Origin of the sequence: Rhodoblastus sp., from assembly GCF_052145335.1 — a bacterium.
Taxonomy (GTDB): domain Bacteria; phylum Pseudomonadota; class Alphaproteobacteria; order Rhizobiales; family Beijerinckiaceae; genus Rhodoblastus.
This window is the reverse complement of record NZ_JBKQOU010000335.1, coordinates 1-11,909: the sequence shown is the minus strand read 5'-3', so window position 1 is coordinate 11,909 and position 11,909 is coordinate 1. Positions and strand designations below refer to the sequence as shown.

Annotated in this window: 10 protein-coding genes and 1 pseudogene; 10 read left to right on the top strand and 1 reads right to left on the bottom strand. The window is 59.6% G+C overall.

Features of this window, described 5'->3' with window-relative positions; translation table 11 throughout:
- Positions 1–312: 312 nt before the first annotated feature.
- Positions 313–1,011, bottom strand: coding sequence for a helix-turn-helix domain-containing protein (locus tag ACLP2E_RS20540; RefSeq protein ID WP_442466961.1), 699 nt, complete (start codon positions 1,009–1,011; stop codon positions 313–315).
- 412 nt (positions 1,012–1,423) lie between these two features.
- Between ACLP2E_RS20540 and ACLP2E_RS20535 the strand changes: the two genes are divergently transcribed.
- The 10 genes and pseudogenes from ACLP2E_RS20535 to ACLP2E_RS20490 all read left to right on the top strand — a co-directional run.
- Positions 1,424–1,795, top strand: coding sequence for a c-type cytochrome (locus ACLP2E_RS20535; RefSeq protein ID WP_442463541.1), 372 nt, complete (start codon positions 1,424–1,426; stop codon positions 1,793–1,795).
- 119 nt (positions 1,796–1,914) lie between these two features.
- A complete protein-coding gene (locus tag ACLP2E_RS20530; RefSeq protein ID WP_442463540.1) occupies positions 1,915–4,134 on the top strand; it encodes a 4Fe-4S binding protein in 2,220 nt (739 codons plus the stop codon).
- 70 nt (positions 4,135–4,204) lie between these two features.
- Positions 4,205–6,124: a TAT-dependent nitrous-oxide reductase gene (gene nosZ / locus ACLP2E_RS20525; protein ID WP_442466960.1), complete on the top strand. Its 1,920-nt coding sequence runs from the start codon at positions 4,205–4,207 to the stop codon at positions 6,122–6,124.
- A 2-nt stretch (positions 6,125–6,126) separates the two neighbouring features.
- Positions 6,127–7,398, top strand: coding sequence for a nitrous oxide reductase family maturation protein NosD (locus ACLP2E_RS20520; RefSeq protein WP_442463538.1), 1,272 nt, complete (start codon positions 6,127–6,129; stop codon positions 7,396–7,398).
- The gene (locus ACLP2E_RS20515) at positions 7,395–8,297 is read left to right on the top strand and encodes an ABC transporter ATP-binding protein (protein WP_442466959.1); all 903 of its coding nucleotides are present in this window, start codon (positions 7,395–7,397) and stop codon (positions 8,295–8,297) included. Before ACLP2E_RS20520 ends, ACLP2E_RS20515 begins: the two co-directional genes overlap by 4 nt.
- A complete protein-coding gene (locus ACLP2E_RS20510; RefSeq protein ID WP_442466958.1) occupies positions 8,294–9,121 on the top strand; it encodes an ABC transporter permease in 828 nt (275 codons plus the stop codon). Before ACLP2E_RS20515 ends, ACLP2E_RS20510 begins: the two co-directional genes overlap by 4 nt.
- Complete coding sequence (locus ACLP2E_RS20505; protein ID WP_442466957.1) at positions 9,118–9,630, top strand: nitrous oxide reductase accessory protein NosL; 513 nt, start codon at positions 9,118–9,120, stop codon at positions 9,628–9,630. The genes ACLP2E_RS20510 and ACLP2E_RS20505 overlap by 4 nt, the downstream gene beginning before the upstream one ends.
- A gap of 2 nt (positions 9,631–9,632) precedes the next feature.
- Entirely contained in the window at positions 9,633–10,631 is a 999-nt protein-coding gene (locus tag ACLP2E_RS20500) for an FAD:protein FMN transferase (protein ID WP_442463534.1), read from the top strand.
- Between the two features lie 42 nt (positions 10,632–10,673).
- Positions 10,674–11,567: a ferritin-like domain-containing protein gene (locus tag ACLP2E_RS20495; protein ID WP_442463533.1), complete on the top strand. Its 894-nt coding sequence runs from the start codon at positions 10,674–10,676 to the stop codon at positions 11,565–11,567.
- Between the two features lie 120 nt (positions 11,568–11,687).
- A pseudogene (locus ACLP2E_RS20490) lies at positions 11,688–11,909 on the top strand (cytochrome c oxidase accessory protein CcoG); the annotation flags it as partial.

Genomic DNA, 11,909 nt, shown 5'->3' with positions numbered 1-11,909 from the left:
AATAAATATGATTTTAAAGATACCCGCAATAATGCCCGCAATTTTCGCTGCTAGGGCCTTTGCGCTTTTGTTGCCGAGATCGACGACTAACGTCCACAAGCCCATTGAAGCTGCCGTCCGCCGGGCTATCCGCGTAGGTCTCATCGTGACCCAAGGCGGTCTTTCGACGTAATTGCCTTATGCCCCAAGCAATTGCTCAAAGCGGACTTTCACGCATACGCCGATTACGAGAGCTTGCAAGGAAGGAGTTCTGCGTTTCTTGTTCGTCGATGGAGTGCGCTTTTTGATTTCAACGGCGCCAGCGGTTCAGACTCAGGCATTTGGATCGTCAATGAGTGGGTCTAGCTTGGCAAGTCGTTCGAGCGCGTCTGGCTCAAGGATTTCGACTTCGGAGCCCGTGACAACAACATTATATTTCGCGAGCGTGGCGAAGCTGCGCGAAAGCGCTTCCGGAACGATCCCTACGCGGGCGGCAAGGACTTTCTTTTCGAATGGAATCGCAAAGCGATGCGTCCTGCCAGACTCTCGATCGCGAAGGACAATCCAGGCCGCCAGTCGTTCAAGGCTGGACCGCAGCTTTTGGTTCTTCAACTCCCTGACGTTGCTGCGATCCGAGTTAGCGAGTTCCGCGGCGACGGTCGTTGCAAACGCGCCGTCCTCGACCATGGCCTCGCGAACAGCCAACGCTGGAATCAGCAGCATTTTGGCCGGTTCGAGCACGCGCGCCGACCTGAGGTTTATGCGATCGAGTACGACGCTTGCGACGATGAATATGTTCGGCGGTCCGATTACTTCGAGCGTCGTTTCACGTTCGAAATACGTCGCATAAATCTCGACAAGTCCGTCGATCACGACGTGCAGGAAATCCGCTCGATCGCCTTCGCGGGCGAGTTCAAGACGCGCCGGAAATTTTTGCAGGAATGCGCCCCGAAGCAAAAGCTCGACAGTTTCCCGCCGACACCCGAAGAAAACCTTGTGCTGAGCAAGGGCGCTCATTTCCATTTCGCGCATCATTCTTTCCTTTTCTCCCATACGCAATAGAGCCCCCTAGACCACGTTCCGCATAATTTGAACGGCTTTTCGGACGGGAATGTGCGGTCAAACAAATTGGTGGAGCATTTTGTCGAGTCCGGCGGCGAATGAGCGCAGTTGATCTTTATCAAGTGCGCACCGAATTTTTCCAAATTCAGGTTCTGAAATGCGTTTAAAATCAGATGATATGCATCAACAATTCAATTGTTTTAATTCAGAACTGCTGTTTTGCAGTAAATTTCGTCCGGTGGGCGGCTGTTGGACGCTTGCCGCCGCTTGCAAAACGGAGCCAAATAAGACGGTCACATTATAATTCTGGAGGCCGGGACTGTTAGACAAGCAACGGTCGCGTCAAAACGGCTCAGCCCAATGCAAACAGGGAATTCACTCGATGAAGTTCGTCATTGTCTCCGCCATCGCCCTTGCAAGTCTTAGCTTCGCCTCTGCGGCGAGCGCGGCCGGCGATGCTGACGCCGGCAAGAAGGTCTTCAATAAATGTGCGGTCTGCCACACGGCCGTCGCGGGAAAAAATGGCCTCGGGCCGTCGCTGTTCGGCGTCGTCGGCCGTCCTTCGGCCTCGGCGCCCGGGTTCAATTATTCCGACGCCATGAAAGGCGCCGGCAAGACTTGGGACGATGCGACTCTTGACGCCTATCTGGCCGATCCGAAGGCGGTGGTGCCGGGTAACAAAATGGCGTTTGCCGGTCTTCCAAAACCTGAAGATCGCGCGAATGTGATCGCTTATCTCGCGACCCTCAAGTAGGTCGGCAAACAAGCCGCGTCCTCAAGGCGCGGCCCAACTCCCCGCCCGCTGAAGACCTTTCGCACTTGGCCTGTGCGAGAGGGTGCGTGGTCGCGAGCAGTTCAGATTGGACGGAACGGATGGTGCCGAAATTCGCAAGCCTCTTCCGAAAATTTTTGGCGTTGCTGTTGTGGCTGGCGGCCGCTTCCCCCTGTTTGGCTCTCGACAGCCCGCTGAAAGATTTCCTCGGGCAGGTTCCGGCCGGCGAACTCGCGCCAGGAGCCGAGCATTACGGAGCAATGGAAGGGAGTCCTCCCGTCGCAAGGATTTTTGCCGGCGATCGGCTGCTTGGCTACGCCTTCATCAACGCCGATTGGGTTAATTCGACCGGCTATTCGGGCCAGCCGATCCAGATCCTCGAAGCCCTGTCGACGGATGGAAAAATCGCCGGCGCGCGCCTGATGGCGCATCACGAGCCGATCGTCCTCGTCGGCATTCCCCTGGAGCGCATCGAGACCTTCATTCGCGGTTACGTCGGGCGCGATGTTCTGGCGCTGAGCCATTCCGCTCCGTCCGATCGCCCAGCTGTGGATATTGTCAGCGGCGCCACCGTGACCGTGACCGTCATCGCCGAAAGCATGGTTCGCGCCGCCATCAAAGTGGCGAAGGCGCAGGGCATGGGGGGGCCGGCGGAAAAAAGTACGGAGGTTCGCGAATTGGACCCGTCGCATGTCGCGCCCGCCGACTGGGGCGCGCTCGTCGGCGAGGGCGCGGTGCGCCGCCTGAGCTTGTCGGTTGGAGACGTCACCGAGGCGTTTCGGCGCATTGGCAATGAAAATGGCGTCCAACACCCCGAAGCCGAAGACCCCACGACCTCCTTCATCGATCTTTATGTCGCTCCCGTCTCCATCCCCGCGATAGGCAAGAGCCTCCTCGGCGAGGAAGGCTACGCCTCATTGCAAAAGACGTTGGCGCCTGGTCAGCAGGCGATCCTCGTCGCATCGAACGGCGCCTATTCGTTCAAGGGCTCGGGTTATGTGCGCGGCGGCATATTCGATCGATTTGAGATTTTGCAGGGCGACGCCAGCATCCGCTTTCGCGATCGCGACCACACGCGTATTGGCGATATTCGCGCCGCTGGCGCTCCCAATTTCAAGGACGTCGACCTGTTCCGCGTGCCGGTCGGAACGAGCTTCGAACCCATCCAGCCCTGGCGATTGCAGCTGCTGGCGCAACGCGCCTACGGCGCACGCGACAAAGCGTTCCTGACCTTCAACGTGAATTACCAATTGCCGGAAGCTTATCTCAAGCCGCTTCCGACGCCCGCCGCAGTTACTAGGACCGCGCCGACGTCTTCGATAGCAGCGGCGGCGCAATCTTCCGAACCGCCCATGTGGCATGCGATGTGGAGAGCGAAAACTTTCCAGATCGGCGTGCTGCTCGCAGCTCTCGGCCTGCTCACCCTGATCTTCTTCTTTCAGGACTGGCTCGTATTACGGCCGCTCTTATATGACCGGCTTCGCTTGAGTTTCCTGGTGTTCACGTTGGTTTGGATCGGCTGGCTGGCGCAGGCGCAATTGTCTGTCGTCAACGTCCTCGCCTTCCTCAGCGCCCTGCGGACAGATTTTCGCTGGGATTATTTCCTGATGGCGCCGCTGATCTTCATAATGTGGTTCGCCGCCGCCGCGTCCCTGCTGTTTTGGAACCGCGGCGCCTATTGCGGTTGGCTGTGCCCGTTTGGCGCCTTGCAGGAGCTGACCAATCGCCTCGCGCGACGCCTGAAAATTCCACAGCTGAAGATTTCATTTGGCGTCCATCAGCGGCTGACCGCGCTCAAATACATCGTCTTTCTTGTCTTGTTCGGCATATCGCTGAGTGATCTGGGCCTCGCCGAACGGATGTCGGAAGTCGAGCCGTTCAAGACCGCGATCATCCTGCGTTTCGCGCGCCAGTGGCCTTTCGTCCTCTATGCTGGGGCGATGGTCGCGTCGAGCCTGTTCGTCGAACGTGCGTTCTGCCGTTACCTCTGTCCCATGGGCGCCGCCCTCGCGATACCATCGCGCCTGCGCTTGTTCGATTGGCTCAGGCGCTATCGCGAATGCGGCAGTCCCTGTCAGAGATGCGGCAATGAATGTCCCGTGCAGGCGATCCATCCTGAAGGGCACATCAACCCCAACGAATGTATTCAGTGCCTGCATTGCCAGATGCTTTATCACCACGACCAGAAATGCCCGGTGATGATCCAGCGTCGTCTTAAACGGGAAAGACACTCAGCTTCGTCCAACGCCGGCGCTTCCCACGTTCCTCTTCCGCCCAAAGCCAAAATCTCCGCACGGGCCGCCGACCAACACGCGCCGTGAACGCGGATGCGATCGCCATCAAGTCAATTTGATTTTGGTTCGCAAAGAACTGATACCGAGGGAGAAAACCATGACCGAGCATAAAAACGACCCCCAGGCAGCTGATTCCAGCCCGAGCGTCAGCCGTCGCGGCATTTTGGGAGGAACGGCCGTTGTCAGCGCTACGGCCTTGTCAGGCGGCGCCGCCTATCTAAATTTCGTGCAACAGGCGCGCGCGGCAACGGAAAACGCCGAGGTCAAGCCCGGCGACTTGGATGAATATTATGGTTTCGGCAGTTCTGGCCAAACCGGCGAAGTCCGCGTTTTCGGCATGCCGTCGATGCGCGAACTCGTTCGCATCCCCGTCTTCAACCGCGACAGCGCCACGGGATGGGGACTGACCAACGAAAGCCGGAAAATTCTCACCGAAGGACTTCTGCCTCCCAGCAAGAAATATCTGGAGACGCGCGGCGGCGTCTATCTCAATGGCGACCTGCATCATCCGCACGTCTCGTTCACCGATGGCACCTACGACGGGCGCTATCTGTTCGTCAACGACAAGGCCAATTGCCGCGTCGCGCGCATCAGGCTGGATATTTTCAAGACTGACAAGATCATCGAAGTCCCCAACGCCTCCGATATCCATGGCTTGCGCCCGCAGAAATATCCGCGCACCGGCTATGTCTTCGCCAACAGCGAACACATCATACCCATCCCCAATGACGGAACTGTCCTCGACGATCCGAAAAATTACTGGTCGGTCTATACGGCGATTGACGGCGACAAGATGGAAGTCGCTTGGCAGGTGCTCGTCGACGGCAACCTTGACAACACAGACTGCGATTACCAAGGCAAATATGCCTTCTCCACCTGCTACAACCCAAACAAGGCCGTCACCACCGATGCGATGACCGACCACGAACAGGCGTGGGCGGTGGTCTTCAACATCAAGCGCATTGAACAGGCGATCAAGGACGGCGATTACAAGGTCACCAACGGCGTGAAAATCGTCGATGGGCGGCATGGCTCGAAATATACGCGCTATATTCCGATCCCCAATTCGCCGCATGGTTGCAACACCGCGCCAGACGGCATTCATGTCGTCATCAACGGCAAGCTTTCGCCGACGGTCAGCGTCATTGACGTGCGCAAGCTCGATGACCTCTTCGACTCCAAGATCAAGGAGCGCGATGTCATAGTCGCCGAGCCGGAGCTGGGCCTTGGTCCGTTGCACACGGCTTTTGACGCGCATGGCAACGCCTACACGACACTGTTCATTGACAGTCAGATGGTGAAATGGAACATCGACAAGGCCAGGAAAGCCTTTGCGGGCGAAAAGGTCGACCCCATCCTGCAAAAAATGGACGTGCATTATCAGCCGGGACACAATCACACGTCGATGGGCGAAACCAAGGACGCCGACGGCAAATGGCTGGTGTCGTTGAACAAATTCTCCAAGGATCGGTTCATCAATGTCGGCCCGTTGAAGCCGAATAACGACCAGCTCATCGACATATCGGGCGATGAAATGAAGATCGTTCATGACGGAGCCGCTTTCGCCGAGCCTCATGATCTGTGCATCGTACACCGCTCGAAGATTAATCCGATCAGCATCTACAACCGCGACGATCCGATGTTCGAGGATGCGCGTAAATGGGCGGCGAAGGACGGCGTCAAGCTGGAAGAGGCGGCCAACGTCATTCGCGACGGCAATAAGGTGCGCGTCTATATGCATTCGAATGCGCCCAAATACAGCCTCGAAAAATTCGATGTCAACGAAGGCGACGAAGTCACCGTCTTCCTGACCAACATGGACGATGTCGAAAACCTGACGCACGGCTTCACCATTGTGCGCTACGGCGTCGCCATGGAGATCAGTCCGCACATGACGGCCTCGGTGACGTTCAAGGCCGACCGGCCCGGCGTCCATTGGTGGTATTGCCAGTGGTTCTGCCACGCCTTGCACATGGAAATGTCTGGGCGCATGCTGGTGCATCCCAAGCAGGGCTGACCATGAACCGTTCACGCGTTCCGCTGATGGCGACGCTTGTCGCCGCGACCGTCCTGGCGACGGCGGACGCGCGGGCGGCGATCATTCCCGTGGGCAAGGGAGGGAGCGTCGCCGAGGCGCTCTCTCAAGCGGCGCCGGGTGATACGCTGCGTCTGGCCAAGGGCGTCTTCAGGGGCGGGATCGTCATCGACAAGCCGGGACTGACGATCGACGGGGAGCCCGGCGCCACGCTCGACGGCAATGAAACCGGCAACGTCATTACGATCGTGGCGCCGGACGCGACCATTCGCGGCCTGACCATTCAACGATCCGGGCTTACGCTGATCGACAAGAACTCCGGCATTTTCGTCGATCGCACGGGCGACCGCGCGCATATCGAAGACAACCGATTTTCCGATAATCTGATCGCGATCTATCTGGACGGGCCGCATGACGCGATGGTCCGGCATAACAAGATTGTCGGCTTGCAGCGGCTGCGGAGGACCGAACGCGGCCCTTCCGTTTCCTTGTGGAACACGCCGGGTTCAGCGATCGTCGACAATGATTTTCGGTCCGGCCGCGACGGCGTGTTTTCGGTGTCGAGCAACCACAATATTGTGCGCGGCAACACTTTCCACGACATGCGTTTCGCGGTGCATTTCATGTACACCAACGACAGCGACGTGGTCGGGAATTTGTCGGTCGGCAACGACGTCGGCTATGTGATGATGTATTCGGATCGCCTAGACGTTCGCGACAACGTCTCTGATAAAGACCGCGATCACGGCCTGCTCTTCAACTATGCCAACAATTCGCGCGTCGAGGACAACGCCACGCGCGGCAGCGACAAATGCGTTTTCATCTACAACGCCAATAAGAATCGTTTTTCCGGCAATTGGTTCGAAGGATGCAACATTGGCATTCACTTCACGGCCGGTTCGGAGCGTAATGAAATTACCGACAACGCCTTCGTCAACAATCGAACGCAGGTGATGTATGTCGGCACAAAGCTGCTGGACTGGTCGGTGCATGGGCGGGGCAATTATTACAGCGACAACCCCGCCTTTGATCTGAATGGTGACGGCATCGCCGATACGACCTACCGCCCCAATAATTTGATGGATCAGGTCATCTGGCGCGCCCCTGCCGCCAAGCTTTTGCTGAACAGCCCGGCGGTCCAGGTGGTGCGCTGGGCGCAAGCGCAATTTCCGGCTATCCACCCGGGCGGGGTCATTGACACCGCGCCGCTGATGAAGCCGCCGCGTCCCGCGTCGCTGCAAAAGTTGGCGCCATGAGACACGAATCCATCAGCCAGGACATTGTAGTGCTGCGCGCCGTCACGCGCAAATATGGGGCGCAGGTCGCCGTAAACGCCGTCGATCTCAACCTGCGCGCGGGAGAATGCGTCGGCCTGGTCGGGCATAATGGCGCCGGCAAAACGACGCTGATCAAGATGATGCTCGGACTGGCGCGCCCGACCAGCGGCGATGTTCAGGTTCTCGGGGTCGATCCTTCGGCTGGAGCGGCGGCTCTGGCGCGGCGCAACCTGGGCTACTTGCCTGAAAATGTCGCGCTGCATCCTTCATTGACCGGGGTCGAGACTCTTCGTTTCTACGCGCGTCTCAAAAACCAGCCAGTGGCTGGAAACGCCGCGTTGCTCGAACGGGTCGGCATCGCAGCGGTGGCGAATCGTCGGGTTGGGACTTATTCGAAGGGAATGCGCCAGCGTCTCGGGCTGGCTCAGGCGCTGCTCGGCAATCCGCGCGCCCTGTTGCTTGATGAACCGACGACAGGCCTCGACCCGGCGTTGCGGCAGAATTTTTACGAGATCATCGGCGATCTGCGCCGCGACGGCGCGATGGTGCTGCTGTCGTCGCATGCGCTCGCCGAGCTGGAAGGGCAAGTCGATCGGGTGGTGGTAATGAATCGCGGACGGAAGGTCGCGGACGGAGGCATCGCCGAGCTTCGCAATATCGCGGCGATCCGCCCGCGCATCCGCTTCCGGGCCGATAGGCTAGAATCGGGTGCAATTTCTGGTTGGTCACGGACCTCGGACGGTCAACTGGAACGATCCTGCGCTGAAGAAGAAGTCGCCGCAATTTTGCGCAGCCTTCCGGGCTCGGCGCAGCAAATCGAAATCCTGCGTCCGACGCTCGACGAACTTTATGCGGAATTCCAAAAGGGGGCCGCGTGAGGCAGATCTTCATCATTGTCGGCAAGGAATGGCGTGACGGGTTGCGGAACCGTTGGGTTCTAGCGACAACGGCTTTGCTCGCGGCATTGGCGCTCACGCTCGCCTTCCTGGGTTCGGCGCCCACCGGCTCCGTCAAGGTCGGCGTACTCGCGGTGACGATCGTCAGCCTCTCCAGCCTGACGATTTTTCTGATCCCCCTGATCGCGTTGCTGCTTTCATACGATGCGATTGTCGGCGAGATCGATCGCGGCACGATGGCCTTGCTGCTGTCTTATCCGGTGGCGCGCTGGCAGGTCTTGCTTGGAAAATTTTTCGGTCATCTCGCCATCCTGTTCTTCGCTACTGTGATCGGCTACGGCTTCGCTGGACTGGCTGCGCAATGGGCTGGAAACGACGATTCCCACGCCTGGGCGGCCTTCGCTTTCATGATTGCGACTTCCGGATTGCTTGGCGGCGTATTCATCGCCATCGGCTATTTGATCAGCACTTTGGTTCGCGATCGCGGAACGGCCGGCGGGATCGCGATTGGCGTCTGGCTGTTCTTCGTGTTGCTCTATGACATGGCGCTGCTCGGGGGGCTGGTCGTCGATCAGGGCCGCAACGTGACGCCCCACGTGCTGAACACCTTGCTGCTTCTCAACCCTGCCGACGTTTATCGCCTGCTCAATCTGACGGCGACCAATGACGTCGGCGGCCATGCCGGTGTCGCGGGGCTTGGCGCCCAGGCGGGCCTTGGACCTTCGGCGCTGATTGGCGCTCTCGCCGCATGGATGGTCGCGCCGTTGATCGCCTCTGTCGTCCTTTTTGCGCGGAGACAAGTATGAAACGCAGGAGCTTTCTGCTCGCATTGCTGGCGACGCCAGTGCTGGCGTCCTGCAAGCAGGATCGCGACGCCGCCGGCGCGCCCTCGCCACGTGAAGTATCGGACAGATCGGTCGCGCAGTTCTGCGGCATGTCGCTGAACGAGCACGCGGGTCCCAAAGCCCAGATTTTCATTCGCGGCCTGCCAGATCCCTATTGGTTCGCTACCGTCCGCGACGCCTTCGCGTTTCTCATGCTGCCCGAAATGCCGAAGGCGATCGTCGCGGTCTATGTCAACGACATGGCGAGGGCAAAAAACTGGGACCAGCCGGAACCCGGTCTGTGGGTCGAGGCGAACCAGGCTTTTTTCGTCATCGGCAGCCGCCGCAGGAGCGGGATGAACAGCGACGAGGCCATTCCCTTCGGGACGGCCGTCGCCGCGCAAAAGTTCGCTGCGATCGAGGGCGGCAGGATCGTAAGCTTCGACGATATGCCACGCGACTACATTCTGGCTTCGAAGTCGGGAGAATAAGGATGCATCCCACGCGCCGACGCTTTATCGCCATTACCGCCGCCGCTGGCGGGCTGCCCCTCTTGCCTTTCGTAGCAGCGCGCGCGGGGCCGTCGGCAAATTCTCTTCTCCGTGTCTGGTCCGGCGCCGCGTTGGGCGCCGACGCCACCCTGCAAATCCATCACCCCGATCCTGCGACCGCCGACCGACTGATCGCGGCAAGCCTTGTGGAAGTGGAGCGGCTGGAAAATGAGTTGAGCCTGTATCGCCTGGATAGCGCGATCTCGCGCCTGAATCGCGACGGCGCCATCGAAAATCCTCCATTCGATCTGGTGCAGGCGCTGTCTGAAAGTCGGCGCTATGGCGATCTGACGGCAGGCGCTTTCGACGTGACGGTGCAACCGCTTTGGGACCTTTACACGGCACATTTTTCCAGACCCGAAGCCTCGCCGGACGGTCCTGCCGCAAAGGCGCTGGCGGCGGCCGTCGCGCGCGTCGGACAGGACGCGCTGGAAGTGGATGCGGCGCGAATTCGTCTGACGCGACCAGCGATGAGCATCACGCTAAATGGGATCGGGCAGGGCTATGTCACTGACCGCGTCGTGGATGTGCTGCGCGCCGGCGGCGTGGAGCACGCGATGGTCGATATGGGAGAAACCTATGCGCTTGGGTCGCATCCGAAAGGCGAACCCTGGTCTGTAGGACTGGCGGATCCTCGCGCGCCTAAGCAGATTGCAGAGCGCATTGCCCTCGCGGATCGGGCCGTGTCGACGTCTGGCGGTTACGGAACGATGTTCGATCCAGCCGGGCGTTTCAATCATCTTTTCGAGCCTCAGACCGGCCACACGAGTTGGCGCTGGCTTTCTGTTTCCGTTGAGGCTGCGACCGCCGCCGAGGCAGACGCGCTTTCAACCGCCTTCAGCCTGATGCCCGAGGAGGCGACTGCGCCCATCGTCCGCAAACTCGGCTTGGTCGCGCATTTCGTCCGCCCGGACGGCTCTCGTTTCGTTCAGCGAGCTTGAGCGGGTTACGACAATTCGGTGATTGGCTTCGAGGAGCGGACCATGGGCGACACGGGACAAGTCAATGTTCGAGTGAGGTCCACCGACGACCTTCTCGCCGTCGCGGAGGCGCTGGAGCAGGAGGCGGCATCCCGATATCGCAGCCTCGCCGCGCGCATGGCGCGTCAGGGCGATATGGAAATGACCGCGCTGTTCGACATGCTCGCCGGAATGGAAGATCGGCACGCCAGCCAGATCGGCGACCGGAGTCTTGCGCGGCTCGGCCATAAGCCGGATCTTTCGCGCGCGAAATGGGAGACGCCGCCAGGTTATGACGAGGACGAATCGCGGGGCGCCGAACTCGGCGCTTATCAAGCACTTGCGTTTGCCGTCCGCAACGAGGAGCGCGCCTTCGCTTTTTACAGCTATCTGTCCGCCGAAGCCGAAGATTCCGAAATCCGCGCTCTGGCGGAAAATTTGGCGCGGGACGAATTGCAGCACGCGGCGCTGCTGCGGCAATACCGCCGCCGCGCTTTTCATGCGAAACGGCCCGCGACCTTTGAAATGCCCGAAAATGTCGACGATCTTCGAGTTCTGGCGCGACGCTGGGACGCGGAAGCGGCGGCAGCGCACGCAGCGCTGGCCGCGGAGCTTCATTTCAGGGGCGAGAATGCGGATGCGGCAATTTTCCAACGCCTCTCGGAAGAAGAGGCGCGATGCGCCGACACTATCCCAGCCGGTTCCGTGCCGAAATTGCGAAGCGCCGCCGACGGATTGCGGATTATTGAAGAGAGTTTCGACCGCTACGCGTCGATCGCCGAGCGGGCGCGCGATGAGGCGCTGATGGAGGAAGCACAGCATTTCTCAGGAAAAATGGTCGCACGCCTGGCGACGTTCGGCGGCGCACGCAGCAACATGCTGCTAGGTCCAGCGGCGATCGAAGACGCCTCCGGTTGAGACCAGCCTCGCCGCCGCGTCGAAAAATCGGCGCAGTTTGCCGGCGCGCAATCATCCGAGTGCGAGCAGGGAGTATCGAGAACAGGTGATTCCCTGGAACTCCGGTCGTTCGAAACACGCATGGTCGCTATAGACATCAGCCACTCAGCTCGAAAAAATCGCAAGGCGGCTGCGCTTGGACAAGCGCCCGTCGTGCCGCAATCGGTGATGGGCCGGATGCGAAGGATCAAATGGAAGCTGCTTTGCCTGTGCCTTGGCGTCTATTATCTAACGCCCTTCTTGCGTTGGGATCGCGGGCCGGGAGAACCGTCGCAGGCCGTGCTGCTCGATTTCGAACACGGT